The organism is Ochrobactrum chromiisoli (assembly GCF_026241335.1).
In the GTDB taxonomy this organism is placed as follows: domain Bacteria; phylum Pseudomonadota; class Alphaproteobacteria; order Rhizobiales; family Rhizobiaceae; genus Brucella; species Brucella chromiisoli.
Genome location: NZ_JAPHAV010000020.1, coordinates 15,300 through 41,677 on the forward strand (window position 1 = coordinate 15,300; position 26,378 = coordinate 41,677).

Sequence of the window (26,378 nt, forward strand, 5' to 3'; positions counted from 1 at the left end):
TGAGAGCAGCGGACATAAAAATGGGAACAATGCAATTGAGTGCGGTTAGCGCCTATCTGGAAATAATGGGCTTTTCTCAGGATGGCTGGGGGCACGACATGCTCCGCGCCGCTGGCATGACGCTCGCGGTAGCATTCTGCGGCTTCGCCGCCGGCACAGTGTTTGGTATGATTGCCGCCGCTGCGTCTTTTTCATCTCAGCGTATTCTCAGGATAGCGGCTGATGGGTATTCGACCGTGCTCCGCGGGATACCGGACCTACTGATTATTTACCTGTTCTATTTTGGCAGCAGCGCTTTGTTAAGCCAGCTTGGTACATTCTTTGGCGGACAAGGTTTCGTCAGTGCACCCGTTTTCGTCACCGGCGCACTGGCCATCGGCGTAGTATCCGGCGCTTATCAGGCCGAAGTGTATCGCGGCGCAGTGCTTGCACTCCCTAAAGGCGAAATCGAAGCTGCCAAAGCCTATGGCATGCCGCCGCGTCTGCTGTTTCGCCGCATCATGGTGCCGCAGGCGGCGCGCTTCGCCATTCCGGGCATCGGCAATGTTTGGCAGCTTGTCCTGAAGGAATCCGCACTGATCTCGGTGGTCGGACTGGTTGAACTGATGCGTCAGGCGCAAATCGGCGCTGGATCAACCCGCAAGCCATTTACCTTCTTCCTGACTGCCGGGCTGCTTTATCTCGTGATCACCTTCGCATCGGGCTTGCTGTTCAGGAACGCCGAAAAACGTGCGATGCGCGGCATCCGGAGGGCGGTATGAGCTTTCTCGACCTGCCATTCATGTTCGACAGTTTCGTCCAGCTCTGTCGCGGTATCCCGCTGACGCTGCAACTCATGGCGTTTTCCGTTGTCAGCGGTGCCGTGCTGGCCACCCTGCTGGTTACGATGCGCCTGTCGGGCAATCTGATCCTGGACCTTATTGCGCGCGGTTATATCTTCGTACTGCGTGGCACCCCACTGTTGGTCCAGCTCTACATCATCTATTACGGTCTCAGCCAGTTTCCCGAATTGCGCAGGAGCTTTCTCTGGCCGTTTCTACGCGAACCCTATTGGTGCGCGGTGCTAGCGCTGGCGCTCAATACAGCCGCCTACAGCGCCGAAATCATCCGTGGTGGCGTTCTGTCGGTCGCGACAGGGCAGATCGAAGCGGCGCGCGCTTATGGCATGAGCAGCTTCACACTCATCCGTCGCATTCTTGCACCGCAGGCTCTGCGGCAGATGCTACCCGCCTATTCGAATGAAGTTATCTTGATGGTGAAGTCCACGGCGCTGGCATCAACCATCACAATGATGGAAGTGACAGGGCTGGCGGCCAAGCTGATATCTGCCACCTATCGGCCGGTCGAAGTCTTCATCTGCGCCGGCGCGCTCTATCTCCTCTTGAATTTCGTGGTCACCAGAATCTTCAAACTGTTGGAATACCGCCTTTCCGCGGCCCATCGACAGCCTGACATCGTGCATGCCGGAGGAAACGCATAATGCAACATTTCGAAACGCCTGCGGTCGAAATCAAAAGCCTCGAAAAATGCTACGGCGCGCACAAGGTTCTGCATTCCGTGTCCTTGCAGGCCCATCAGGGTGAAGTCATCTCCATTCTGGGAGCATCAGGATCTGGCAAGTCCACACTGCTGCGCTGCATCAATATGCTGGAAGTGCCGGATGCGGGCAGCGTGGCTATTCATGGAGAGACGTATAAGCTCGATCAGCAGCCAGGACGAGCGCCTCGTCCCACTGACACACAACAGGTTCAACGGTTGCGTGGTCAGGCGACGATGGTGTTCCAGTCGTTCAATCTGTGGTCGCACCTGACCATCCTCGACAATCTGATCGAAGCGCCTGTGCATGTGCAGAAGCGAAATCGGTCGGAGTGCGTTGCAGAAGCTGAAGCACTGCTGGAGCGGGTCGGCATAGCTGATAAACGCAATTTCTATCCTGCGCAACTTTCCGGCGGCCAACAGCAACGCGCAGCAATTGCCCGCGCGCTGGCGATGCGTCCGAAGATCATGCTGTTCGACGAGCCGACCTCCGCACTCGACCCCGAACTGGTGGCCGAGGTGTTAAAGGTCATGCGCGATCTGGCGGCAGAGGGGCGCACCATGCTGGTTGTAACCCACGAGATGGGCTTCGCCCGCGATGTTTCCAGCCGTGTCGTGTTTCTACGCCAGGGTGTGATTGAAGAAGAAGGTACGCCCGACGAGGTTTTTTCCAACCCCAAAAGCGAGCGGTTCCGGCAATTCATTTCCAAACAAAACATATGAAACTGATCAATCAGTTCTTTAACAGAGGTGAACATATGAAACTGAAACTCGTCCTTTCCGTCCTCGGCGTTCTCGCCGTTGCCCCGACAGCGCATGCCGAAGATGTCGTGCGCATCGCGACTGAAGGTGCTTATGCGCCGTGGAATTTTTCTGGCCCCAACGGCGTGCTGGAAGGCTTCGAGATCGATCTCGCCAAAGACCTTTGCGAGCGCCTGAAAGTGAAATGCGAAATCACCGCGCAGAACTGGGACGGCATCATTCCGTCGCTGACCGCCGGCAAGTACGACGCTATCATGGCGGGCATGAGCATCACGCCGAAGCGTGAGGAGGTGATCGCGTTTTCGTCGCCTTATGCGGCAGCCATCAATTCCTTTGCAGTTATGGGTGATAGCGACCTCGCCGATCTGCCGGAAGGCGGCAAGCCGCTGAATGTCGATTCTGAGGCGGCCAAGCCTGTGCTCGAAGAAATCGCCAAGAAAATCAATGGCAAGACCGTCGGCGTCCAAGGTTCCACAACCGCTTCCGCCTTTATGGAGCAATATTTCAAGGATGGCACAAATGTCCGTGAGTATAAAACCGCAGAGGAACACAATTTCGACCTGACCAGCGGTCGTGTGGATGCGGTTGTCGCCAATGCCACAGTTCTTGCTGCGGCTCTCGAAAAGGACGACTTGAAGGGTGCCAAGCTAGCCGGCCCGCTTTTTTCCGGTAAGGTCTTCGGCATGATCGGCGTCGGCTTGCGCAAGGACGATACCGCCCTGAAAGGTCGCTTCGATACAGCCGTTCAGGCAGCGATCGCTGACGGCACGGTGAAAAAGCTTTCCGAGAAGTGGTTCAAAGTGGATGTGAGCCCACAAAACTGAGCCGACGCAATCGGGCCTGACCGCCGTCAGGCCCTTCCCTGACGACACTGTGACAGCAGATTGAATTTACGAATGCGCAGATTGCCGGATCAGAACATAGTCATTATCGGAGCGGGACTGGTTGGCGCTACCATCGCCTGGGGCCTCGCCCGATCCGGTCTGCAACCAATGCTTCTCGACGGAGAAGACCTGTCCCTGCGCGCATCCCGTGCCAACTTCGCGCTCATCTGGGTACAGGGCAAAGGCGTAGGCGCACCACACTATGCCCGTTGGACCATGCAATCTGCACGCCTGTGGCCTACATTTGCAGAGGAGTTGCGAGATGTCACCGGTCTTGATGTAGCGCTCAAACAGACCGGCGCTTTCACTTTTTGCCTCACCGAGCGTGAGCTTGAAATGTGCGCCGAAGACGTTGCGACAGTCGCGCGCGAACTTGGCAATGACGCCCCGGAACACGTCGTGCTCGACCATCGGGAAACGGCCAGAATGCTGCCCGCCATCGGGGGGGATGTAATCGGCTCGATCTATTCGCCGATGGACGGTGATGTAAATTCGTTGCGTCTGTTTCGCGCCTTGCATATCGGCCTGATCAAACTCGGCGCTGGCTATGAACCGCATTGTGAAGTCGCTTCCATTACGCCGCAGGGTGGCGGCTTTCTTTTAAGCGGCGCATGGGGCGAGGTCTTTACCGAGCGCGTCATTCTGGCAGCGGGCAACGGCAATGCAGAGCTCGCCGGGAGTGTCGGTCTTAAAGCGCCGGTCTTGCGCAGCAAAGGCCAAATTCTTGTAACGGAGAAATGCGCGCCTTTCTTCCCCTACACGGCGGCCACGCTGCGCCAAGCCGATGAAGGCGGTGTGATGATCGGCGACAGTCAGGAAACTCACACGGATCGGATCGCCACCAATCAGGATATCAGCGCGGTTCTGGCCAACAGGGCAGTGCGGACATTCCCGCATCTTTCCAAGGTCAATGTCATTCGCAGTTGGGCGGGCTTTCGGGTCAAGACACCGGACGGCCTGCCCATTTACGAACAATCCGAAAGCCACCCCGGTGCTTACGCCGTCATGTGCCATTCCGGCGTCACGCTTGCAGCCAATCACGCGCTGATCGTGGCGCAGGAAATAGCAACCGATGTCAAACAGCTTGCTGGTGATGTGTTCTCCGGCCGGAGGTTTCATGTCTGCTAAAATGTTCCTGAAAACTGAGACGCCAGAGGAAACCGTGACGATCACATTCGATGCGCGCACCTTAACGGTGCCTTCTCATGTAACTGTCGCCGCAGCGTTGCTTGGAGAGGGCATCATCCGGCTCAGAAGCAGCGTTGTTGGTGATCAGCCGCGCGCGCCATATTGCCTAATGGGTATCTGCTTTGAATGTCTGGTCACCATTGATGGTGTTCAGAACCGTCAGGCGTGCATGACGCCTGTGGCCAATGGGATGATCATTTCTTCCCAGACCGGTGCACGCCAGGTGGAACCATGACGCCAATGCTCAAGAGAATTTCCACTCTTCATGAGCTCGACGCTTTTTACGACCTCGCCATTGTCGGTGCGGGACCGGCCGGCATGTCGGCAGCCACAGAGGCAAGCGCCGTTGGCGCTAACGTGGTTGTGTTCGACGAAAACCCCGCAGCCGGCGGGCAGATTTACCGTGGCATTGAACACAATACCACGGACCGAAGGCCGTTTCTCGGGACTGACTACTGGAGAGGCAAAGATCTCCTGAACGCATTCATCACCAGCGGTGTCAGCTATGTGCCGCAGGCCCTCGTCTGGAGTGTGGAACCACAGGAGGGCGACAGCTCCAACAGTATCGATCTGCGGGTATCGGTCGGTGGCAAGAGTGGGATTGTTAAAGCGCGCCGCGTCATCTTCGCGACCGGTGCCATGGAGCGCCCGATGCCTTTGAGGGGCTGGACCTTGCCGGGTGTTATGAGCGTTGGCGCAGCGCAGATAGCATTGAAGGCTTCCGGCCTCCTGCCCACCGGAAGTGTGGTTTTAGCGGGAACAGGCCCGCTGCTCTACATGTTCGCCGCGCAACTTTTGCAGGCTGGTGCCAAGGTGTCAGCATTGCTCGATACCACGCCCCGAGCAAACTATATCAAGGCCCGCTGGCGGCTGATCTCGTTCCTCTTCTCGCCCTATGCCTTAAAGGGTCTTTCACTTCTTCTGAAGGTGCGCAAGTCGGTGCCGGTCTATTCGGGCGTGACTGATATTGGTGTTGAAGGAAAAAATGAAGCAGAAGCGATCTGCTTTTTGGCAAAAGGCACGACACACAGGCTTACTGTCGATAGCGTCTTCCTGCATCAGGGTGTGATCCCCAACAACAATCTCGCCAATGCTTCCGGCTGTGCCCTGGTTTGGAACGACGGTCAGAAATGCTTTCAACCACAACTCGACGGCAACGGGCGTTCGTCTGTTGCGGCCATCTTCATAGCGGGTGACGGCAGCGGCATCGGCGGTGCATTGGTTGCTGAGCAGAGCGGTCGGATTGCGGCGCTCGCGGCCTGTCAGGACATCTTTCCGCAACGAGCAACATCGTTGGCGTCAAAAATCGCTAAGCTGCAGGGGCAAGCGCGATGCGTCGCACGCGGTCGATCCTTTATTGATGCGCTTTATCTGCCTTCACAGGCATTTCGCGCACCGGCGGACAGAGACACGATTGTCTGCCGTTGCGAAGAAGTGACCGCAGGCGCAATTCGCGATGCGGCAGCCTGCAAGATCGCCGGCCCCAACCAGCTTAAAACCATGTTCCGCTGCGGCATGGGACCCTGTCAGGGTCGCATGTGCAGTTCCACCGTCACGGACATTCTGGCCGAGGTGCAAAACCGTGCTCCTCAAACAGTCGGCTTCTATCGTCTGCGTGCTCCAGTAAAACCGGTGCCGCTCGGCGAAATCGCAGCACTCCCCCAAACCCCCGATGCTGTTTTCGCCGTGAATGGCGAGCAGCCGGAAAATTCCCCAACCATTTGAAAGGATTAAACTATGGCTGAGCGTTTCATTCAGACGCCGATCATGCATCGCGTCGTTGAACACAACGGCATTGTCTATGTCGGAGGAACCACCTGTGATGATGAAAGCCTCGATATGGCCGGCCAGACCCGTGAAATCCTCACCAAGCTCGACAGTTATCTGGCACAGGCAGGCACGGACAAGAACAAGCTTCTGGCAGCCACCATCTTCGTAACAGACCTCAATAGGAAGCCTGAAATGGATAAGGTCTGGAAGCAGTGGATTGATCCTTCGCTGCTGCCAACCCGTGCAACGGTTGGCGTTGCTGATTTGGGTGGGGATACGCTGATCGAAATCGTGGTTTCCGCTTACAAATAACCGGCTTTGAAAACGACGTTGAGTTTTTGAAAAAGGAAGCCGTCAACTGGATGACAGTCGGCGGTTTTTCTGCATCCAAGAGCTATAGCCTTTGGCAGCTTTTGTTATAGACGGGCATTAGTACGTTAACTGTCATAGTTTATATTCTTATTATTCATTGTATATTTAAATAATTATTTATCTATTCGTTCCTTTGAAATCCTATAATCCGGATTAATATCTTTAAGTAAAATCTTATCTTAAGTATTACTAAAATATATCTACATATTTATTTAACAAACTACACCTAAGATTCTGTGTGATTTTTCCGATATTCGCAGATCTCGCATTCTCAGCGACGCGACGACTAAGTTTTCGAAGGGTATTTGAACATCCAAACCCTTTTTAGCCGAAAAGGACATGGCAATCACCTTGACAACCCGCGATGCTAACGGGGCCAAAGTACCCGTTCGTTCCAATTTCTGTTTCCGTTCACGGATGAGCAATTCGGCTCTGTCGCAAAATTTTGACCTTTTCTTCGCTATTATACGTTTGATGCGGATATTCGAGCGAGGAGAATGGGGATGGCGATCGATTTCACAGGGGCACATTTCCCCAAAAGCGTCATCCTCTATGCTGTTTTCTTTTACGTCCGTTATTCTGTTTCCTATCGTGATCTGCAGGAAATCATGGCTGAACGAGGCGTAGACGTTGACCATGCAACACTGAACCGCTGGGTCGTTCGTTACGCGCCACAGATCGTAGATCAAGCACAGAAACGTAAACGCCCAACACGCGGTTCATGGCGTATTGACGAGACCTATATAAAGGTCAAAGGGAAATGGACATATTTATATCGGGCGGTTGATCGTGATGGTCAAACTCTGGACTTCATGTTCTCTGAACGCCGAAATCTCGGTGCTGCACGGCGTTTTTTCAAGAAGGCCATGGCAAGCAACGGCATCCCAACGAAGATTGTCATTGATAAAAGCGGCGCCAATCTCGCCGGAGCCCAGGCTGTAAACAATATCCTGAAAATCACGGGGCACAGCAAGATGATTGAAATTCTTCAGGTCAAATATCTCAATAACATCCTTGAGCAGGATCATCGGTTCATCAAGCGGATCACAAAGCCGATGATGGGCTTCAAAGCGTTGCATTCAGCTTCAGCAACAATCGCAGGCATCGAAGTCGCACATATGATCCGCAAGAACCAATTTGCAAATGACAACCGCTCGCCATTCGAGGTCTTTGCGGAACTCGCAGCATAAGTGTGTCCGCAGAGAAGGCCGACTATAACCCGCTAAAAAATTTGCGACAGAGCCGGTCGAACTCTTCATCATAGAAAGGCAATTTCTCGGCAAAAGCGTTGAGATATTTACCAGCTGGATCACGGTTTCGTGCTCTTTCAATAAACGGTTCGATTGGATCAATTCCGACAGCATCGATACCGATCTCCTTTGCCATACGGCAAAACCGTCCTTCGCCGCAGCCGATATCCAACATTTTTGCCGCGTCCGACAATTCGGCTCGTTCCAGCATCGGCTTGTCGAGGATGAACTCGCGCGCGAAATCGCCGGCATCTGGCATTCTGTCGATCCACGCTTGAGAAGAGCTAAGCCAACCGTTCTCATCCGGGTCACGTTGGTTCATTGCCTGTTATTCCCTGTTACACAAACGGTGGTTTGAGGCGGTGCGTTTGCCACAAATGATTTGATCGCTGGAAATGTATCTCAACCAGCTTCATAAACAAAGCGTCTTGAACATCCTCGAATTTTGATAAAGGAACATGGATGCCGCGTCGCGTCACTCTCACTGATCGGCAAAGGGACGCGCTGCTGCGTCTGCCAATCTCGCAGGTGGATTTACTCAAGCATTATACGTTGAGTGATGAAGACCTCGGCCACATCATGCTTCGCCGCCGTCCACACAACAGGTTCGGCTTCGCCCTGCAATTATGCGTCCTGCGCTATCCCGGTCGGGTGCTGGCACCCGGCGAACTGATTCCAGCAGAGGTCGTCGAATTTATCGGCGCACAACTCGGCTTGCATGCCGAGGATCTGGTTGACTATGCCGCCCGTGAGGAGACGCGACATGAGCATCTGGCGGAGTTGCGGGCGCTCTACGGATTCCGCACATTCTCTGGACGTGGTGCGCGCGAATTGAAGGACTGGCTGTTCCGGGAAGCCGAGATAGCGGTATCGAACGAGGATATTGCCCGTCGCTTTGTGGCTGAATGCCGTCGCACCCGCACGGTTCTTCCCGCGACATCCACGATCGAGCGCCTCTGCGCCACGGCTCTGGTCGATGCCGAGCGGCAAATCGAGGCGCGGATTGCCGATCGGTTGTCCATGCCTATCCGGGAACAGTTACTGGCATTGCTAGAGGAGACGGCTGACGATCGGGTGACCCGTTTCGTATGGCTGCGTCAGTTCGAGCTCGGCTCGAACTCGTCGTCGGCCAACCGGCTGCTCGACCGGCTCGAGTATCTGCAACGTGTCGATCTTCCCGAGGATATGCTTGCTGGTGTTCCTGCTCATCGGGTGACGCGTTTGCGCAGGCAGGGCGAACGGTATTACGCCGACGGCATGCGTGATCTCCCGGAAGACAGGCGGCTTGCGATTCTGGCGGTGTGCGCGTCTGAATGGCAGGCGATGCTTGCTGATGCCGTGGTCGAAACCCACGACCGGATCGTCGGCCGTCTCTACCGGGCGTCGGAGCGCATTTGCCAAGCGAAGGTCGCTGACGAGGCGAACGCGGTGCGCGACACCCTGAAATCCTTCGCTGCAATTGGAGGGGCCCTGGTCGATGCACGAGATGACGGCCAGGCTAACCGCCACCATGACTGCCGATCCGCTCAATCATGTGCTCGACGGCTATCACCGTTTCCGCCGGTACGCTCCTCGCATGTTGCGCTTGCTCGATTTGCGGGCTGCGCCAGTCGCGCTGCCGCTTCTAGAAGCGGTGACGGCCCTGCGTACTAGTTTGAACGATCCCGCGCTGACCTGCTTCCTGCGACCGAGCTCCAAATGGCATCGCCATCTTCGTGCCCAGACGGCTGGTGATAGTCGCCTCTGGGAGATCGCGGTGCTGTTCCATTTGCGCGATGCGTTCCGCTCCGGGGACGTTTGGCTTGCCAAGTCCCGGCGCTATGGCGATCTGAAACACGCACTTGTTCCGGCGCAAGCCGTGGCGGAAAGCGGCCGTCTCGCCGTACCATTGCGGCCGGAGGAATGGCTGGCAGACCGGCACGCTCGCCTCGACATGCGGTTGCGCGAGCTTGGCCGTGCGGCACGCTCGGGCACGATTCCCGGCGGGTCGCTCGAAAACGGCGTTCTGCATATTGAGAAGCTCGAAGCCGCCGCGCCGACAGGCGCCGAAGATCTAGTGCTTGATCTCTACAAGCAGATCCCGCCCACGCGCATCACCGATCTCTTGTTGGAAGCGGATGCAGCGACTGGCTTCACGGAAGCGTTCACGCATCTGCGCACCGGAGCGCCTTGCGCTGACCGGATCGGGCTGATGAACGTCATCCTTGCGGAGGGGGTCAATCTCGGCCTGCGCAAGATGGCCGACGCGACGAACACCCACACTTTCTGGGAGTTGATCCGCATAGGGCGATGGTATGTCGAAGGCGAAGCCTACGACCGGGCGCTGGCCAAGGTTGTCGAAGCGCAAGCGGCGTTACCCATGGCCCGGTTTTGGGGCATGGGTACGTCGGCTTCGAGCGATGGTCAGTTCTTTGTCACCACAGAGCAAGGTGAGGCCATGAATATGGTCAACGCTAAATATGGCAATACCCCGGGCCTGAAAGCCTACAGTCATGTCTCGGATCAGTATGCGCCGTTCGCAACCCAGGTGATTCCTGCAACGGCGAGCGAAGCTCCATACATCCTCGATGGTCTGCTTATGAACGATGCCGGTCGCAATATCCGCGAGCATTTCACCGACACGGGTGGCTTTACCGATCACGTATTTGCCGCATGTGCCATTCTCGGCTACCGCTTCGCCCCGCGGATTCGCGATCTTCCGTCCAAGCGGCTATATGCATTCAATCCTTCGTCCGCGCCGACGCATTTGAAGACCTTGATTGGCGGAAAGATCAATCAGGCCATAATCGAGCGGAATTGGCCTGATATCTTGCGCATCGCCGCTACGATTGCCGCTGGAAGCATCGCGCCCAGCCAAATCTTGCGTAAGCTCGCTTCCTATCCGCGGCAGAACGAACTGGCCACGGCCTTGCGCGAGGTCGGCCGCATCGAACGCACCCTGTTCATGATCGACTGGATTCTGGATGCCGATCTGCAACGCCGCGCCCAGATAGGGCTCAACAAGGGCGAGGCACATCACGCGCTGAAGCGGGCCATCAGCTTCCACCGGCGCGGCGAAATCCGCGACCGTTCCGCCGAAGGCCAGCACTACCGGATCGCTGGCATGAACCTGCTCGCGGCAATTATCATCTTCTGGAACACCATGAAGCTGGGTGAAGTCGTCGCTAACCAGAAACGCGATGGAAAACTGATATCGCCCGATGTTCTGGCTCACGTCTCACCTCTCGGATGGGAGCACATCAATCTAACCGGAGAATATCGCTGGCCAAAGTCTTAGCGTAGGATTCCGCCCCCTCCTGCAAACGACCCCAAGGAGACCGGTTCCGGTACGAAGTTGGGCCGCGCCGAGCGGCGAAAGGTCATGGCGCTGGCCCAGTCCCGGCAGATCGATGCCATCCTCGTAACCGAGCTGTCTCGATGGGGCCGCTCCACGATCGACCTTCTCAACACGCTGAGAGAGCTGGAAAACTGGAAGGTTTCCGTCATCGCCATGAACGGCATGGCATTTGATTTATCGTCACCGCATTGCCGGATGTTGGCGACATTCCTGTCGGGCATTGCTGAATTTGAACGTGACCTCATCAGTGAGCGCGTCAAATCCGGTCTCGCCGCCGCAAAAGCGCGGGGAAAGAAACTCGGACGCCAGACAGGCCAGCGTCCAAAAGGAGATCGCCTCGCCCCAAAAGTGCTCGCCCTTGTCGCGGAGGGGCGTAGCTATCGCTGGATCGCCCGCGACATGGCAATCAGCAAAAACACCGTCGCCGAAATCGTTAAGCGAACGCGGGACACTCATCTGATGTCGGGGAGCTGACTATTCGCAACTTGTCATCAGCTCAGACTTGCAATCTTCATGGATTTTGATAGATCGGAATTCCGGCCAACTCGAAGGAAAACGATATGCCGGATTTCACCACTATCATGCTTTTTGCCGCTGCGTGTGTCGTGCTGACCGCCACGCCCGGACCCGATATGCTTCTCATTGCTTCACGCAGCATAAGCCAAGGGCGATCCGCAGGGTTCCTAACCTATGCTGGTATAGCACTTGGCACATATTGCCATGCTCTCGCAGCAGCGTTGGGACTTTCACAGCTTTTTGTCGCGGTTCCAATGGCATATGAGGTCGTTCGCTGGGCTGGCTGCGCCTATTTGCTGTACCTAGCTTGAAAAACCATTTGTTCTGAGGGCACTCATTTCTCCCCTACATCGGGCCTAAAACGATTTTCATTGAAGCGGATTCTCGGCGAAGGTCTGGCAACAAATCTTCTAAACCCGAAAATGGCCCTCTTTGTCCTGGCGTTGTTTCCTCAGTTTGTGCATCCAGAAGCAGGGTCACTCACCGTCCAAATGCTGGTTCTGGCTACTGTGCTGAACGGGATTGGCTTTCTCGTAAATGGCACGGTTGTCCTGTTGAGCGGACATATCCGTAGTCGAGTCACCGGCTTCGTCCGATTCAGGAAGCTACCGCAGTATCTTCTCGCGACAGTTTTCGCGGGTTTGGCCTGCCGCCTCGCATTGGGTGTCAGAAACTAACTGCAACCCATCCGACCACGTCGGGCGGTTCTCGCGGGAGGCTCGGGGTAATATCTCGCCCCCTCCCGCAGACAATCCTTAGAGTGTCATTTCGCCCCCAGCCGGAACCGACCCCTGGTTAGTTGAAAAATATCCAGATGTTTATCCGACTAATTATAGAAATGTTATCGAAGAAGCGTTTGGTACATTCAACGTACAATATTCGCCATTACGTCGTCTCGCGAAAACCCACGTATTGGGCAGATTGCGAAGAATGACTTCGATTTCTGGCCTTTCCATGAGGTTAAACGCTGTGGCCCAGGCATCGGCTCGGGCTGCATCGTCGCTTACCACTGTTAAATACTGATATAGTGAGGCTGAATACCCGGTTTTTGGATTGAGCAGATGGTTGAACTTTCCACTATTTTCAAACTGGAAGCCAGAAAAGCTCGATGTCGCAAGCCCCTGGTCTGCAATACTAATCGAGGCTTCAGCCTTGGATCCTACCTCCAGTTGAGATATAGTAATCTGCCATGGCTTCCCGTCAGGTTGATGACCGATCACGCGATATTCACCCATATCGATCAACGCATGTTTAACACCACCGGCTTTGAGCAAAGCTGTAATCCTATCGGTGATATAACCCTGCGCAATTCCGTTTAATGTCAAAGCCATGGTTGGTTTTGTAAAGGCAATCCGGTTGTTGTCGAACCGGACATGGTCAAAACCAACTTTTGTCAACGCTTCATCCCAATCATCATGTGTTGGCCCGGCAGGATCGGGTGTTGGTTGCGAAAAATGTTTTCTCAAGCAATCCCAAAGCGGTTGGACTGTTGGATCAAAAAAACCTCCACTTTGTTGCCAGCATTCACGGCAAATTCCAAGTAACTCCACGAACTCCTGCGAGGGAGAAGCCAAAGCACCAGCGCGATTCAGGCGTGAGAGCTCACTGTCTTGTCGGTAGAGGCTGAAAATATCCTCAAGGCGTGCAGCCTCATTTACACTGCTGCGGATCAATCGTTCCGCCTTGTTGCGGTCCGAGTGATAGAGAATGATGTTGGCTGGTGCACCCAATGCCTGTCCTTGCCACGTCACAGGCTCCAAAGACATAGACCCTAGAGCTAAACGCGGCACAGCGTTAAGCGCTGTAACTGCGATCCCGCCAACAAGAACGAGGCGACGTGTCATAGTCACAGTTCGCTCCCTTCAGTGCATATGAGCTGTGTCAGTTGCTTCATTCTGGGCCGTCTGATCACCCAGCACATAAGCTTCCGGCATTTCAGCGAAGCTTACGATCCGTCCGCCTTTTTCTGTAACGAATTTGTCCGCAGCCTCCTGTGTGGAAAACGGAACCGCTTCCTGTGCACCCATTCCACCGACAGCCGTACTTTCAATGACGAAAAATGCCTTATGCGCATCGACCCAGTTTTCCGCGCCGGGTTCTTGCCAGTTGGGAGCTTTCGCCATGTCGGAAACGTAAATTGCACCAATGCCCTTGGGCTCCTCAGGTAACATGGTAAAGGCGATCGTATCGCGCGCGGACGAGAACCAGATCGGTTCATTTGCAGGAGAAAGAATGATCTGGCCCTTGGGACCGGGATGCTCAAGGACATTCATGCCACAATAGCGGCCCATCGCGGAATCTGTCAGCGCGAAAGGGGGAATAGTTTCCGTTGTTTTCTGTTCTGAACAACCAGCAAGAAACATGAAACAAGCAGCGGGAATGAGAAACAAAGACTTTTTCATAGTTCTTTCCTGGAGAAAATCAGCATGGAAAACGCGAGCGGCAGCACAGTCCAGAGACCCAGTGTCACAGTCATAATGACCGGTCCAAGCGTTGCATTTCCTGCCATGCCGCCCATGCCTGTCAGCGCACCGGCTTGTCCTGTTCCAAAGTTTAGCAGACGATAAGAGTCAGCCGGATTGATCAGAAGCAGCGTGTTTAGAATGCCGGTCCCGATCATTTGCCCCTGATCGAACACCAGAAGTGCAAGCAAAGCGGCGTCATAAATGAGTACAAAGAAAAGCCAGACACCAATGGCAATACCGGCTGCGGTGCTGCGCTCTCGTACGAGTGCGCTAGCAAGAAAGCCAATGGCGATGAAAACGGCACCCAGCAGTATCGATGATGCTATCAGTGTTGCGAAGGCAAGCCAGCTTTCAGCACTCGCTGCCTGTCCACTGGCCAGTAACGCCAGAGCGGCAATGCCATAACCAAAGAATGTCGCGAAAGCGAGAATAGCAAGCTGCCCAAAGAACTTGCCCAGAACTACCTGCGCACGGCTCAAGGGATAGCTTAGTAAAAGGAGCATCGTTCCACGCTCCATCTCACCCACGATCGCATCATGTGAAATCAGCAATGCAATAAGCGGGATGAGAAAAATCGTCAGGCTGGACAGGCTGACAATCACAATGTCCATTTGGCTCGCGCCAACAGAACTGCCGGTGGGGGCGCTGCCAAGAAACGTCATGCTCAGTGCAAGAGCTGCAAGCAAAAGCGTGGTCGCCAATACCCAGCGATTGCGTAAGCCTTCCTGAATTTCCTTGAATGCGATGATGGCGATATTACTCATTCTGCCGCCTCCTTTGTTAATGCATCACCCACATTCAGAAAATGCGCATAAAGCTCATCAAGTGTGGGCGGCACCACATCAAGTTCAGTCAGATTGTCATTGTTTGCGATGATATGCCGGATAAGCTCCATCTTGCCATCACCGGGTGCTTCAGTTTCAAAAGCGCCGGTATCAAGCTGCTGCCATTGCAGATCGATTTGTCGGGATGTTTCCGGTAGTTTCAGTGCGTCTTCAGACTGCACCCGAATACGAAGAGGAAGTTGAGAGATCCGACGCAATGCTTCGATTGATCCATCGGCGATGATCTTTCCTTTATTGGCAATGATCACACGCCCAACCTTGCTTTCGAGTTCCGTCAGCGCATGTGATGACATCAGGATTGTGGTGCCTTCCTGTCGCAAATGTTCGAGAATATCGTAAAAACTCTGGCGTAATGCGGGGTCAAGTCCCGTGGTTGGTTCATCAAGCAGCAGCACGGATGGCTGGCCTAAAAGCGCCTGAGCCAGTCCCAACCGTTGACGCATTCCTTTGGAATAAGTGCCAACCCGCCGATGGGATGCATCGGCTAAACCCACGCGATCAAGCAATCCGGCAATCTGGCTTTTGGATACGTTTTTAAGCCGGGCATAAAATTTGAGGGTCTCTGCACCCGTCAGCGCCATATTGAAAGAAACATGTTCAGGGAGATAACCAAGCTTGAGCCTCGCAGCAAAAGCTCCTGCTGCCGGGTCTTCACCCAAAACGCGAATACTGCCTTTTGTTGGACGAATAAGACCAAGCATCAGTTTGATCATTGTCGTTTTGCCAGCGCCATTATGACCAACCAGCGCGATATTTTCTCCGGCATTAAGCTGAAAGCTGGCATCGCTTATGGCATTGAAAGCCCCATAAGATTTGGTAACCTGATCGAGAACAACGGTCTCAGTCATTGTGATTTCCTTCCGCAGAGCCATTGGCTTCGATAAAGGGAGATTTCATAAGAGGATGACTGTCCACGACACCGCCCGGCAGAAGTGCTGGAAACTGGGTCTGTGCCCAGCGAATAGTTTGCACAGCAGGGCTGTTGATCAGAATTTTGGCTTGCGGCGAGGTCCACAATACCCGGTCGATCAAATCATTCGGACGGTAAGGATTATCGGCTATGCCATCACTGTTAAGATCAAAACCGGGATTGTCACTCCAGTAATTGCCACGCCCTTCATGTGACCAGTCGAGGTTACGTGTGCCGACATATTTGAGCTGATTGCGGTTGTTGATGAAAGCATTGCCAGTCATGGTATTACCTTCAGAACCAGCGGTGAAGTGAATGCCTATGCTGCAATTTTTAAAACTGTTGTCGGTGAATTTGTTCTTGTTCGCATTATAAATAAAGACGCATTTTTCTGGCCCAAGGCGCATGGTTTCGCCTGCCGTCGCTGCTTGCTGCTCTTCGGTAGGAAGACCGTGTTCGCCTTTTTGCACACCCGCATCGAGCCAGCGATCAATGGGTTGCATGCGTCCAATCACCTGATTGCCGGAAACTACTGAACTATTGGCATAATTGAGCAGCAATCCGTGATCGCGATCACCGTCTGAGATGTTATTCATCACCTTGAGACGATTGGTGTACATGATCGCAAAGCCAACCGAATTATTTCGCGAAATATTGCCAATCACTTCACTGCGGTCGGTATACATGTAGTGAACAGCAAACCGCACGTTTTCCATGAGATTATTCTGAAAGACGTTATTATTGCTGGCATTTGTATAAATACCATCACGGCCATAGCGAATAGTATTGCCGATGACCTTGGCTCCCGGCGCATTCCAGATCGAAATCCCGCTGCCGGTTTGTGTCATGCGCACATTGCGCCGACCGATAACCTCATTGTTTCGCGCGATGGAATCGACGGCGCCGTGCAAATATATTCCATATAGATTTTCAATTAGCCGGTTGTCTTCAACCAACGCACCCGTTGCGGTTCGGGCGACAAAAATGCCTGCATTGAGTTCAGGCATGTTTTCGCCTGAGCCGCGTATTTCAAGCCCGCGCACAATTGCATCAGGAGCTTCAACGAGAATGACATTGCCTGTTCCCAGCCCGTCTACAACAGCACCCGGTTCACCGGTAAGCTCTATTGCGCGGTCAATGACCAGCGAACCCTTGTGTGTGCCAGTGGCAAGCCGGACGACATCGCCCGGCTCGGCCTTCTCAATGGCCGCCTGTACATTTTCGCCTTCAGCAACATCGATTTGCTTCGCCAGTGCAGCGTTGCAAAAAAGCGTTGTCAGAACGATGGTAAAACTGAATGAGAGATACAGACGGGGGATTATCATTTCATTCAGCTCTTTTTCGGTTCCACGAGCATACGACCCTTCATTTCCATATGCATGGCATGGCAGAACCAGGAACAGTAATACCACCACACACCCGCCTTATTGGCAGTGAAGGTAACGGATGCGGTCGCTTGCGGACCAACCTCCATATTGACGCCGTAATTGATGATCGCAAAGCCATGCGTCAGGTCTTCGATTTCATCAATATTTGTCACATAGACGGTCACTTCATCGCCTTGCTTGACCGTGAAATCAGTCAGACCAAAGGCTGGGGCGGCCGACGTCATGTAAACGCGAACCTTGTTTCCATCGCGAATGACTTCGGAATCCACCATCAGGTCGATGCCATCCGCTTCAGCCTGTTTCACCGCATCGGCAAACATCGGATCTTCGCGGCTCCAGAAGTTGACCGGGTTGATCTTGGAACGGTGAACGATTGTCGCGTCATGCGGTTCAGCAAAGCTTGGACCATCATGAACAATCTCCATCTTATCACCTGAAATATCGATCAGCTGATCGTTTTCAGGCTTGAGCGGGCCGACGTTGAGATAGCGATCCTTTGAGAACTTATTGAGCGAAATCAGCCATTGGCCATCAGCATCCTTCGTTTGTCCCATCGATGTATGATTATGTCCGGGCTGGTATTGCACATCCAGTTTCTGACGGATTGGATCGACCTTTTCACCAGCAAAGGCACGCTTTGCATCTTCGATGTTCCACTTGCAAATCTGACTGTCGATGAAGAGCGTTGTGTAAGCATTACCCTTGCCATCATAAGCCGTATGCAACGGTCCAAGTCCGAGTTCCGGTTCTGCAACAACGGCATCGCGTGGCTGGATCTTGTCAGCAAAAAGGTCATCGAACTTTCTGACGTCAAAAACGGTCACAGTTGGCGACAGCTTGCCATTGGCAACAATATGAATGCCATCAGGAGCGGTATTGATGCCATGAGGGCTATTCGGAACAGGAATATAACGTGTGAAAGTCGAACCGTGACGACCATCGACGACTGGCACACCGTTCATTTCCTTAAACTCGCCTTTTGCGACAGCTTCTTCAATGCGCTTGAGGTCGAAGACAACAAGCCAGTCTTGCTCGCTGCTCATCATTTCAGCAAGTGTGACGCCTTCTTCTGAATTGTAGCAGGTCGCAAATGCGTATTTGCCCTGATAGTCGCAATCCACATTATCGAGGTTGCCATCGACCATCACCTGCCAGGCAACCTTCATTGTGTCGCTATCGACGGCCGTGAAAATCGCATGATACTGCTTTGTATCTGTGAGATTGCTACCATCATTTGGAATTGGCACGCGGTCTTCACCGTTACAGAAGACGTAGCCTGTGCGCGGATATTTCTGCACGCGCAAACCATGAACCGTATGCTGGTTAGGAAGCTGGATGATCTTGTCGCATTTCATGACATCCAGACGAATGCGGCAAACGCGCGTGTTGGCCTTATCATTGGCAAAGAGATAACGACCATCATATGTGCCATCGGTGAATGACAAATGCGGATGGTGAAGATCCCCGTTCAGGAAAATACCGCCGCGATCTTTCATGAATTCGCGGTCTTCCGGCAACATGCCTTCACGGAGAATCTTCAGACTTTCATTGGTCTGTCCCCAGCCTGTCGCGCTGTCGCGATTGAAGACGGGAATACGCATCAATTCGCGCATCGAAGGCAATCCGACAATGCGCACTTCCCCTGCCTGTCCGCTGGAGAAGAAAACATAATATTCGTCGAGTTCGCCCGGCAAAACGGTAGCCTTGGCGGCATGACCGTTGCCGGCGGCAAGTGCGGGTGTGCTTGTTCCGGCAAGCAGCGCACCACCGATGCCAGTTGCACCGGCTGCTGCCACAAATGCTGATGTCCCCAGTAGTTGTCGTCTGCTAAACCTTGATTGTGTGTTTTCGTCGGTCATTTTTCTCTCCTTTAGAAACTAGTTCGGCGAACCGGTGCCAAGCTGGGCATCCAACGGTTTGCCTTTAACTGAGATGACGGGCTTGGCCGGTCCCCCGCCGCGTTCGGCAGTTGCTGCAAGAGGTGCATTGCGCGCGGCAAATTTTTCGCGTTTCACACGAACCTGAATCATGTGCGGGCAGCGTTGATCGTCGTGATAAAGTTCCTGACAATGCATGCAGTAAATGCATTCATTCACATTGATCTGGCCTTCAGGATGAATGGCTTCAACAGGGCATTCTTTAGCGCAACGCTGGCATGGCGAGCCGCAATCGGGCCAGCGTTTGAGCCATTCAAACATGCGGATACGGCCCGGAATGGCAAGCGCTGCGCCCAGTGGGCACATGTAGCGACAGTAGAAACGCTCGATGAAAACGCCTGCTGAAAGCAACGTCAGTGCATAGATCACAAACGGCCATTCGCGCGAGAATTTGAGAATAATAGAGGTTTTGAACGGCTCTACTTCAGCAAAGACTTCTGCAAGTGCCACCGAGTAAAGTGACAGTCCGAACAGCCCCAGAAATATGATGTACTTCACGGGCCACAGGCGCTCATGCAATCCCCATGGCAGTTTAACCTGAGGCACTTTCAGCCATTGCGCAAGGTTATTGCTCAGCTCCTGCAAGGCACCGAACGGGCAGAGCCAGCCACAAAACGGCCCGCGACCCCAGAATAGAAGTCCAGCAGCAACCGAAGCCCACAGAATAAAGATCAGTGGTGAGGTGAGGAAAAATTCCCAGTTAAAGCCGGTAATCAGCGAATTGGTAAAGGTCAGAACATTGACCACCGACAATTGCGCATTATTGTACAATCCGAGCCAGAGCAGAATAAAAAGCAGATAGCTGCGTCTGACCCAGACAAAAATGTGAGGAAGCGCGACAAGACTATTTTGGAAAAAGAAGATTGCGACGAGTATGAAGATTGCGAGCCCCGCAATCACCACATTGACCCGGTTCATCTCCCACATTTTTACCCAAAGCGGGCTATTGTTGCCAAAAATATCAGATGCCGTTGCCTCTCCCACCGGCTGCGGTTGGCGCGGTGCCTCAGAAGCGGATGCGGGAGCCGGCTTTGCGAGCAGATAGCGTTCTGGCAGGCTATAGCCCAAATCATAGCTGAGATTAGCCTTGTCACGCGCACCAAATCCGCGCTGAACGAGAAGCTGCAAATCCCATGGCTTTGTCACATCGAAGGCGAAACCCGCTGGCACACGAAAGAGCGCAATTTCGCGCAATTGCGGCGCGCCATCGGCTTCAATGTCACCAAGGCGCGTATGATTTTTGTCGCGGAAGCGAACGCCTTGTCCGTCCTGCAAAAGTTCTATGCGATCGAAAATTCCGCCGCGTACGTAGCCTGACCCCTTGAATGAATAGGCGCCGTCACCGGCAACCAGAATGGCCTGTTCACCGGGTTTAAGCTGTTTTTCCAGCCGTTCATAACCGTCTTTTCCGAGCAGGCTAATCCCGATGCCGGGCACGGAAACAGGAGCGGCATAAAGTTCGATAAAGTTATCGTCAGGGTTGGAAGACTCTGCGTTGTTTGCAGCCTGTTCTTGATTAGCGTCGCGAAAGGCTTGGCTGACCTCGCCGACATTAAGTTTAAGGCTGCGAACCGATCCATCACCGATGAGCGTTTGCCAATCCTGCGGTGCGCGCAGTTCCATGTTAACTTCTCGCGGCGCATCAACGCTCTCGGCAAACACGGGCGTATTTCCTAATCGCCCGCTGCGAATAAGACCTACTGCCGAGCGCACAATACTGTCACCCATCACAAGAACCGTGACGGTTGCACCACTGACGATCTCGACCTGTGGCGGTTTCGCCTTGCCTGCTGAAACCGCAGCCAGATCGCTGTTCACAAGGGAATTAAGTGCCGCGACAACTTTGGCTTCAGGAATACCAATCAGGACGATAGGCTCTTTGTGGTCCACCAGTTTGATACCGCGAATGACACCTTTGGTATCTATTCCAACGAGGATGCGGATCGGCTTACCGGAATAACCGATCGAACTGGTGAAATCGGAATTGAGATAAACGTAGCCGAGCAGCTCGCCACCCTTCGTCACAGGGGCAATCGGTGGTTCACCAGCAGGTTTGCCAACACTGTTTGCTCCGGGAAACACCTGCGTGACTTCCAACGCCGGAAGATACTTTTGCAAGTCGGCGGAATATGAAGGAGATGCAAAAATACTTAGCGTAATCAGCGCAATTAAGACTGAACAAAGGTGATTAGAAAACACCTTGTGGGCCAAATGGCAAAAGCAACGGGGTTGCCGGATCACATAATCGAAAGCTGTAGCGTCCGTAGTCAACATATTCGTTTCAACCTAGCTGGCTGCCCTTATGGGTAAGGCACCCGTTTATGTCGATGAATAGCGATCCGTGCGTCTTCTTCTTTGTTTCAGAACAACTAGAAAAAATCTTGGTTAGATTGCAACGTTATATTGAACGAAAAACGGCTTAAATTTGGACGCGTTTACGCTGAAAATGCTTCGAAATTCTTGTTGATGGATCATGTTTTCTAGTCTGCAAAAAAGCCTCTTATTTATGATCCTATGGATGAGTTTGATGCTAGCGGAGGTAAAAGCTCCACCTAATCAGAAATGGCGAATCCGCTCGCGAAATTATCTGGGTTCCAGCTTTGCGCTAAAGAAGTGACTGCGCCGACCAGATCAATTGCGCGCGCTGCAATCTGATCGGCAATTTCCTCCACACTCTGATGATGCAGATAAAAAGCCGGAACGGGGGGCATCACGATTGCGCCCATTTCTGTAACCGTACACATGTTGCGCAAGTGGACGAGATGCAGTGGTGCTTCGCGTGTCAACAAAACCAATCTGCGCCTTTCTTTCAAATGCACATCCGCAGCACGCGTCAGCAGACTGTCGCTGAAACCATGTGCAATGGATGCAAGTGTACGCATTGTGCACGGCGCTACAATCATGCCGGTAGTCGGCACTGAGCCACTGGCAATTGTCGCACCTACATCTTCAACGGAATAGGTTTTGTCTGCCAGCCGATGCAACATCGAATAGCCATTGGGGCCCAGTTCATAGCGCAAAGTGCGCTCAGCAGCTTCCGAGACAACAAGATGCGCTTCTACATCTTCTAGCTTTGCCAGCTTTTCTAGGATTTTGAGAGGAATGATAGAACCTGATGCGCCGGAAACACCGATAACAATCCGCTTCATTGGCGTGGCAGTCCGCTAAGACCAAGTTCATCCCAGATCGCGTCGACGCGCGCAATTGTGCTGTCGTTCATAGTCAGCACATCGCCCCATTCCCGATCCGTTTCCGGCCCGATCTTATTAGAGGCATCAAGTCCCAGCTTGCCGCCAAGGCCAGAGCGCGGCGATGCAAAATCGAGATAATCGACAGGTGTACTCTCAAGCATGACGAGATCACGGCTTGCGTCAAAGCGTGTCGATAAAGCCCACAGCACATCATCCCAGTCGCGCACGTTAATGTCTCGATCAACTGCGATGATAAGCTTGGTATAGCTGAACTGCGGCAGCATCGACCAAAGACCCATCATCACCCGCCGCGCCTGTCCCGGATAGCGCTTGTCGATGGAAACCACCATGGCGCGATAGGAGCATGCGGCAGACGGTAGCCACAGATCAGAGATTTCAGGAAACTGCGCGCGAACAACCGGCACGAAAAGTTGGTTCATCACTTCGCCAAGCTTCGACGGTTCATCTGGCGGGCGCCCGGTATAGGTCGATAAATAAATGGGGCGTTTGCGCATGGTTATTGCGCTCAGTTGCATGACAGGGAATTCTTCGACACTATTATAATAGCCGGTATGATCGCCATAAGGTCCTTCAGGTGCCGTATATGACGCCGAGACATGGCCTTCGAGAATAATTTCTGCATTGGCAGGCACACTCAGCGGAACCGTGAGCGCATCAGTGATAACAGGTCTGCGGCGCGACAGGAGACCTGAAAAGGCCAGTTCACTCATGCCTTCCGGCAAAGGCATGACAGCAGCCAATATGCTGGCCGGATCGACACCGATTGCAACGGCAACAGGCATATCAAGCCCGCGCTGCTGCCACATGCGGTGATGTCGTGCTCCGCCACGATGCGCGAGCCAGCGCATGATCAGACGGTCTGGTCCTAATTTCTGCATGCGGTAAATGCCGACATTCACGTCTGACGGATCGTCGGGCGCACATGTAATCACCAGCGGCCACGTCACAAGCGGCGCAGGTTCACCCGGCCAGCACCACTGAATCGGCAGTTTGCCAAGATCGATTTCATCACCCAATAGAATCGTTTCATGAACGGGTGCACGGCTTATCCGGCGCGGACGCATGGCAAGCGCTGCACGCGCAATGGGAAGCTTGCTCCAGATTTCCTTCGCGGAGCGCGGTGGCTTGGGCGCACGCAATTCCGCAAGCATTTCGGCAAGTGCTGGAAGTTCCTCAACTTCCCGCCCAAGTCCCCACGCAATCCGTCGCTCAGCACCAAACAGATTGGCAAGCAGCGGCATTGTCCGAACATGACCATCAGCATCGACAGGCTTTTCAAACAGCAATGCCGGACCATCGGCGTGAAGCACACGCTTATGGATTTCCGTGACTTCGTGAACCAACGAAACCGGGCGCGTGATGCGCACAAGATCGCCGCGCTTTTCAAGCTCACGCATAAAGCTTTGCAAACAGGTATAGTTCGGCGGCAAAACGGAAGCATTTTTCATGCCTCATGTTTGAGTACCGAATTGTTTTCTCGTCTTTGATCTTAATCAAACTCCGACGGCACTGAATCGCATAATTCTCTGATATGTTAAACAGGAGCTGAGTAATGATGAAGATTCCACCAGCTGTGGCTGCTCCTGCCCGGTTTGTTCCGCCATTTCTGCTGACCCCGCTTGTTTCGCGCGTTTTTCTTCAGGTTATCCGCGCACATCCGGGCCTGTTTGAGCGTCTTGGCGATTACGTCAACAAGCGATTTGGTTTCAGCCCCTCCGACCTGCCATTTGTGTTTGTAGTCGAACCTGCTCGGCCCGCCATCACCGTTATACGGAAAGATGCGGCTGTTGAAACGGATGCAGCGATTGATGGTCCGCTCGTTATGCTACTGGCATTGCTTGAAGGAAAGCTTGATGGTGATGCGCTGTTCTTCTCGCGTGACATCACAGTGACCGGCGACATGGAGGCGATGCTCGCTCTGCGCAATGCGCTGGACGATTGCAATGTCGATCTTCCCGCCGATCTTGGGAAAGCAGCAGGCCCGTTTGCCCCAATCATTCAGAATATTGCGGGCTATGTTCGCGACAAGGCATTGCATGTCAAAGGGTCGGATCAGGGAGAACGCACGTGGAACTGATCTGCCCGGCAGGTACACCGGCCGCATTGCGTGAAGCTGTTCAGGCAGGTGCCGATGCGGTCTATTGCGGATTTCGTGACGAAACCAATGCGCGCAATTTTCCGGGACTGAATTTCAGCCGCAATGAACTGCGCGATGCGATAATCTTCGCACATTCGCACCGTACGCAGGTCTTTGTTGCGATCAACACCTTCATGCGTGCGGGCGACGAACATATCTGGTATTCCGCTGTCGATGACGCCGCAGCTCTTGGCGCGGATGCGGTAATTCTAGCCGATTTCGGCCTGATGGCTTACACGGCCGAAAAACATCCGCAGCAGCGCTTGCATGTTTCGGTGCAAACTTCGGCGTCCAATGCCGATGCAGTGCGTTTTCTGATCGATGCTTTCAAAGCAAAACGCGTCGTGCTGCCGCGCGTTCTGACCATTCCCGATATTGCAAAACTTGGCAAAAAAATCGCCTGCGAGATGGAGGTCTTCGTCTTTGGCGGCCTTTGCGTGATGGCAGAGGGACGCTGCTCGCTTTCCTCATATGCCACCGGCAAGTCACCCAATATGAATGGCGTCTGCTCTCCGGCAAGCCATGTTCGTTACCGCAATGATGGTTCTGAACTTGTATCGGAGCTGGGCGATTACACGATCAACCGGTTTCCGGCGGGAGAAGCTGCGGGCTATCCGACGCTGTGCAAAGGCCGTTTTAATATTGGCGACGAAGAAGGCTACGCCTTTGAAGATCCGGTTTCGCTTGATGTAATGAACCATATTGATGAGTTGCGCGCTGCAGGCGTTTCGGCCCTGAAAATCGAAGGCCGTCAGCGCGGTAAAGCCTATGTTGCGGAAGTTGTTTCGATTTTGCGTCAGACATTATCGGCAGGGCCGGAACGACGCGCCGCCCTTTTGTCGCGATTGCGTACATTGAGTGAAGGTCAGCAGACCACCTCAGGCGCTTATGAAAAACGCTGGAGATAATCATGTCAGATCAACGCTCCACTCCCAGCCTCAGTCTGGGACCAGTTCTGTTTTTATGGGACGGGCCAAAATGGCGAGATTTCTATTTTCGCATCGCTGATGAATCTCCCGTCAAACATGTAACGGTTGGGGAAATCGTCTGCTCTAAACGTTTTCACTTCATTAATCATTTTATGGAGGAAGTGGTTGAGCGATTACAAAATGCTGGTAAGAGCGTGAGCATTGGTTCGCTTGCGTTGGTCATGCTGGAACGCGAAGCAAAACATGTGCGCCAGACGGCAGAGGATTCACCCTTTCCGGTTGAGGCCAATGATCTTTCAGCGCTTGGATTGCTTGCAGGCAAACCGCATATCGTCGGCCCATTGGTCAATGTCTATAATTCCGCAACGGCAAAAGTTCTGGCAGCGCGTGGCGCAACATCCATTTGCCTTCCGCCAGAACTGCCTCTGAATTCCATTCGTGAAATTATCAAAGGTGCGCCGGAAATAGCCTTTGAGGTGTTCGCTTTTGGACGCATTCCGCTGGCGATCTCGGCACGTTGCGCCCATGCCCGCTCCAAAGGCCACTTCAAGGATAATTGCCAATTTGTCTGTGGTGAGGAGCCAGACGGATTGCCCGTTAAAACCCTCGACAGTCAGCCATTTCTGGCACTTAACGGTGTGCAGACACTTTCGCACACCTGCCAGTCGTTGATTGAGGATATGCCCGATCTGGTGCGGGCGGGTGTTCAGCGTTTCAGGCTATCTCCGCAAGATTGCGACATGGTTTCCGTCGCAAGAATTCATGAAGATGTACTGCATGGTCGAATCGATACTGAGGAAGCGCTGGCGAGATTGCAGCAGATTTATCCGGCGGCGCCGCTTTCCAACGGCTTTTTACATGGCGGCATCGGTGCAGCATATGTCAGTCGTCAGAAGACTGCATCAGTCATGCATGGCTAAGACATCAAAAACGGGAAAGG

At 53.6% G+C, this 26,378-nt stretch carries 23 protein-coding genes and 2 pseudogenes; 15 read left to right on the forward strand and 10 right to left on the reverse strand.

The window, feature by feature from the left end; all coding sequences use genetic code 11:
- Nucleotides 1–65 precede the first annotated feature (65 nt).
- The 9 genes from OPR82_RS20845 (at nt 66) to OPR82_RS20885 (ending at nt 7,702) form a co-directional block, all read left to right on the forward strand.
- Nucleotides 66–761, forward strand: a complete 696-nt coding sequence (locus OPR82_RS20845; RefSeq protein ID WP_064322622.1) for an ABC transporter permease — start codon at nt 66–68, stop codon at nt 759–761.
- On the forward strand, nt 758–1,480 hold the full coding sequence (locus tag OPR82_RS20850; protein ID WP_265986849.1) for an ABC transporter permease: 723 nt from the start codon (nt 758–760) through the stop codon (nt 1,478–1,480). Before OPR82_RS20845 ends, OPR82_RS20850 begins: the two co-directional genes overlap by 4 nt.
- Nucleotides 1,480–2,259 carry an ABC transporter ATP-binding protein gene (locus OPR82_RS20855; RefSeq protein ID WP_007880466.1) on the forward strand — a complete coding sequence of 260 codons (780 nt, stop codon included), beginning with the start codon at nt 1,480–1,482 and terminating at the stop codon, nt 2,257–2,259. Before OPR82_RS20850 ends, OPR82_RS20855 begins: the two co-directional genes overlap by 1 nt.
- A gap of 35 nt (nt 2,260–2,294) precedes the next feature.
- Nucleotides 2,295–3,122 (forward strand): lysine/arginine/ornithine ABC transporter substrate-binding protein, encoded by an 828-nt coding sequence (locus OPR82_RS20860; RefSeq protein WP_064323232.1) that lies wholly within the window; start codon nt 2,295–2,297, stop codon nt 3,120–3,122.
- 72 nt (nt 3,123–3,194) lie between these two features.
- The gene (locus OPR82_RS20865) at nt 3,195–4,310 is read left to right on the forward strand and encodes an NAD(P)/FAD-dependent oxidoreductase (RefSeq protein WP_265986853.1); all 1,116 of its coding nucleotides are present in this window, start codon (nt 3,195–3,197) and stop codon (nt 4,308–4,310) included.
- A gap of 1 nt (nt 4,311) precedes the next feature.
- The gene (locus OPR82_RS20870; protein WP_265986894.1) at nt 4,312–4,605 is read left to right on the forward strand and encodes a (2Fe-2S)-binding protein; all 294 of its coding nucleotides are present in this window, start codon (nt 4,312–4,314) and stop codon (nt 4,603–4,605) included.
- Complete coding sequence (locus OPR82_RS20875) at nt 4,602–6,095, forward strand: NAD(P)/FAD-dependent oxidoreductase (protein ID WP_265986855.1); 1,494 nt, start codon at nt 4,602–4,604, stop codon at nt 6,093–6,095. Before OPR82_RS20870 ends, OPR82_RS20875 begins: the two co-directional genes overlap by 4 nt.
- A gap of 12 nt (nt 6,096–6,107) precedes the next feature.
- A complete protein-coding gene (locus OPR82_RS20880) occupies nt 6,108–6,452 on the forward strand; it encodes a RidA family protein (RefSeq protein WP_094543992.1) in 345 nt (114 codons plus the stop codon).
- 563 nt (nt 6,453–7,015) lie between these two features.
- Nucleotides 7,016–7,702 carry an IS6 family transposase gene (locus OPR82_RS20885; RefSeq protein WP_265986858.1) on the forward strand — a complete coding sequence of 229 codons (687 nt, stop codon included), beginning with the start codon at nt 7,016–7,018 and terminating at the stop codon, nt 7,700–7,702.
- A 22-nt stretch (nt 7,703–7,724) separates the two neighbouring features.
- Here OPR82_RS20885 and OPR82_RS20890 read toward each other — a convergent pair whose 3' ends face one another.
- Complete coding sequence (locus tag OPR82_RS20890) at nt 7,725–8,084, reverse strand: class I SAM-dependent methyltransferase (RefSeq protein WP_265986859.1); 360 nt, start codon at nt 8,082–8,084, stop codon at nt 7,725–7,727.
- Nucleotides 8,085–8,224: 140 nt separating this feature from the next.
- Between OPR82_RS20890 and OPR82_RS20895 the strand changes: the two are divergent.
- The 3 genes and pseudogenes from OPR82_RS20895 to OPR82_RS20905 all read left to right on the forward strand — a co-directional run bounded on the left by OPR82_RS20895 (nt 8,225) and on the right by OPR82_RS20905 (nt 12,292).
- Nucleotides 8,225–11,039: pseudogene (locus tag OPR82_RS20895) on the forward strand (Tn3 family transposase).
- 6 nt (nt 11,040–11,045) lie between these two features.
- Entirely contained in the window at nt 11,046–11,573 is a 528-nt protein-coding gene (locus OPR82_RS20900; protein ID WP_265986896.1) for a recombinase family protein, read from the forward strand.
- Between the two features lie 86 nt (nt 11,574–11,659).
- A pseudogene (locus tag OPR82_RS20905) lies at nt 11,660–12,292 on the forward strand (LysE family translocator).
- Between the two features lie 153 nt (nt 12,293–12,445).
- Here the strand turns inward: OPR82_RS20905 and OPR82_RS20910 are convergent.
- From OPR82_RS20910 to OPR82_RS20950, 9 genes are all read right to left on the reverse strand, one after another.
- The gene (locus OPR82_RS20910; RefSeq protein ID WP_265986862.1) at nt 12,446–13,465 is read right to left on the reverse strand and encodes an FAD:protein FMN transferase; all 1,020 of its coding nucleotides are present in this window, start codon (nt 13,463–13,465) and stop codon (nt 12,446–12,448) included.
- A 12-nt stretch (nt 13,466–13,477) separates the two neighbouring features.
- Nucleotides 13,478–14,017 (reverse strand): nitrous oxide reductase accessory protein NosL, encoded by a 540-nt coding sequence (locus tag OPR82_RS20915; RefSeq protein WP_024899846.1) that lies wholly within the window; start codon nt 14,015–14,017, stop codon nt 13,478–13,480.
- Entirely contained in the window at nt 14,014–14,844 is an 831-nt protein-coding gene (locus OPR82_RS20920; RefSeq protein ID WP_024899845.1) for an ABC transporter permease subunit, read from the reverse strand. The genes OPR82_RS20915 and OPR82_RS20920 overlap by 4 nt, the downstream gene beginning before the upstream one ends.
- Nucleotides 14,841–15,797 carry an ABC transporter ATP-binding protein gene (locus tag OPR82_RS20925; RefSeq protein ID WP_051514929.1) on the reverse strand — a complete coding sequence of 319 codons (957 nt, stop codon included), beginning with the start codon at nt 15,795–15,797 and terminating at the stop codon, nt 14,841–14,843. The genes OPR82_RS20920 and OPR82_RS20925 overlap by 4 nt, the downstream gene beginning before the upstream one ends.
- Complete coding sequence (locus tag OPR82_RS20930) at nt 15,766–17,160, reverse strand: nitrous oxide reductase family maturation protein NosD (protein WP_265986868.1); 1,395 nt, start codon at nt 17,158–17,160, stop codon at nt 15,766–15,768. Before OPR82_RS20930 ends, OPR82_RS20925 begins: the two co-directional genes overlap by 32 nt.
- A 5-nt stretch (nt 17,161–17,165) precedes the next feature.
- Nucleotides 17,166–19,082, reverse strand: a complete 1,917-nt coding sequence (nosZ, locus tag OPR82_RS20935) for a TAT-dependent nitrous-oxide reductase (RefSeq protein WP_265986870.1) — start codon at nt 19,080–19,082, stop codon at nt 17,166–17,168.
- Nucleotides 19,083–19,100: 18 nt separating this feature from the next.
- Nucleotides 19,101–21,329, reverse strand: coding sequence for a 4Fe-4S binding protein (locus OPR82_RS20940; protein WP_407673290.1), 2,229 nt, complete (start codon nt 21,327–21,329; stop codon nt 19,101–19,103).
- 383 nt (nt 21,330–21,712) lie between these two features.
- Entirely contained in the window at nt 21,713–22,309 is a 597-nt protein-coding gene (locus OPR82_RS20945) for a UbiX family flavin prenyltransferase (protein WP_265986872.1), read from the reverse strand.
- A complete protein-coding gene (locus OPR82_RS20950) occupies nt 22,306–23,820 on the reverse strand; it encodes a UbiD family decarboxylase (RefSeq protein ID WP_265986873.1) in 1,515 nt (504 codons plus the stop codon). The genes OPR82_RS20945 and OPR82_RS20950 overlap by 4 nt, the downstream gene beginning before the upstream one ends.
- Nucleotides 23,821–23,924: 104 nt before the next feature.
- Here OPR82_RS20950 and ubiT point away from each other — a divergent pair, with 104 nt between their 5' ends.
- From ubiT to ubiV, 3 genes are read left to right on the forward strand one after another with little or no spacing between them, the layout of a single operon-like run.
- On the forward strand, nt 23,925–24,449 hold the full coding sequence (ubiT, locus tag OPR82_RS20955; protein ID WP_265986875.1) for a ubiquinone anaerobic biosynthesis accessory factor UbiT: 525 nt from the start codon (nt 23,925–23,927) through the stop codon (nt 24,447–24,449).
- Complete coding sequence (ubiU, locus tag OPR82_RS20960) at nt 24,440–25,417, forward strand: ubiquinone anaerobic biosynthesis protein UbiU (protein ID WP_265986877.1); 978 nt, start codon at nt 24,440–24,442, stop codon at nt 25,415–25,417. Before ubiT ends, ubiU begins: the two co-directional genes overlap by 10 nt.
- A gap of 2 nt (nt 25,418–25,419) precedes the next feature.
- Complete coding sequence (gene ubiV / locus OPR82_RS20965; protein WP_265986878.1) at nt 25,420–26,358, forward strand: ubiquinone anaerobic biosynthesis protein UbiV; 939 nt, start codon at nt 25,420–25,422, stop codon at nt 26,356–26,358.
- Nucleotides 26,359–26,378: the final 20 nt, after the last annotated feature.

Excerpts from the sequence above, each read along its gene's own strand:
- OPR82_RS20855 (WP_007880466.1), top strand. The coding sequence starts at position 1,480 with ATGCAACATTTCGAAACGCCTGCGGTCGAAATCAAAAGCCTCGAAAAA.
- OPR82_RS20875 (WP_265986855.1), top strand. The coding sequence starts at position 4,602 with ATGACGCCAATGCTCAAGAGAATTTCCACTCTTCATGAGCTCGACGCT.
- OPR82_RS20915 (WP_024899846.1), bottom strand. The coding sequence starts at position 14,017 with ATGAAAAAGTCTTTGTTTCTCATTCCCGCTGCTTGTTTCATGTTTCTT.
- OPR82_RS20925 (WP_051514929.1), bottom strand. The coding sequence starts at position 15,797 with ATGGCTCTGCGGAAGGAAATCACAATGACTGAGACCGTTGTTCTCGAT.
- OPR82_RS20865 (WP_265986853.1), top strand. The coding sequence starts at position 3,195 with ATGCGCAGATTGCCGGATCAGAACATAGTCATTATCGGAGCGGGACTG.
- OPR82_RS20880 (WP_094543992.1), top strand. The coding sequence starts at position 6,108 with ATGGCTGAGCGTTTCATTCAGACGCCGATCATGCATCGCGTCGTTGAA.
- OPR82_RS20950 (WP_265986873.1), bottom strand. The coding sequence starts at position 23,820 with ATGAAAAATGCTTCCGTTTTGCCGCCGAACTATACCTGTTTGCAAAGC.
- OPR82_RS20860 (WP_064323232.1), top strand. The coding sequence starts at position 2,295 with ATGAAACTGAAACTCGTCCTTTCCGTCCTCGGCGTTCTCGCCGTTGCC.
- ubiT (WP_265986875.1), top strand. The coding sequence starts at position 23,925 with ATGATGAAGATTCCACCAGCTGTGGCTGCTCCTGCCCGGTTTGTTCCG.
- nosZ (WP_265986870.1), bottom strand. The coding sequence starts at position 19,082 with ATGACCGACGAAAACACACAATCAAGGTTTAGCAGACGACAACTACTG.
- OPR82_RS20920 (WP_024899845.1), bottom strand. The coding sequence starts at position 14,844 with ATGAGTAATATCGCCATCATCGCATTCAAGGAAATTCAGGAAGGCTTA.
- OPR82_RS20945 (WP_265986872.1), bottom strand. The coding sequence starts at position 22,309 with ATGAAGCGGATTGTTATCGGTGTTTCCGGCGCATCAGGTTCTATCATT.
- OPR82_RS20870 (WP_265986894.1), top strand. The coding sequence starts at position 4,312 with ATGTTCCTGAAAACTGAGACGCCAGAGGAAACCGTGACGATCACATTC.
- ubiV (WP_265986878.1), top strand. The coding sequence starts at position 25,420 with ATGTCAGATCAACGCTCCACTCCCAGCCTCAGTCTGGGACCAGTTCTG.
- OPR82_RS20845 (WP_064322622.1), top strand. The coding sequence starts at position 66 with ATGGGCTTTTCTCAGGATGGCTGGGGGCACGACATGCTCCGCGCCGCT.
- OPR82_RS20850 (WP_265986849.1), top strand. The coding sequence starts at position 758 with ATGAGCTTTCTCGACCTGCCATTCATGTTCGACAGTTTCGTCCAGCTC.
- OPR82_RS20890 (WP_265986859.1), bottom strand. The coding sequence starts at position 8,084 with ATGAACCAACGTGACCCGGATGAGAACGGTTGGCTTAGCTCTTCTCAA.
- OPR82_RS20885 (WP_265986858.1), top strand. The coding sequence starts at position 7,016 with ATGGCGATCGATTTCACAGGGGCACATTTCCCCAAAAGCGTCATCCTC.
- OPR82_RS20930 (WP_265986868.1), bottom strand. The coding sequence starts at position 17,160 with ATGATAATCCCCCGTCTGTATCTCTCATTCAGTTTTACCATCGTTCTG.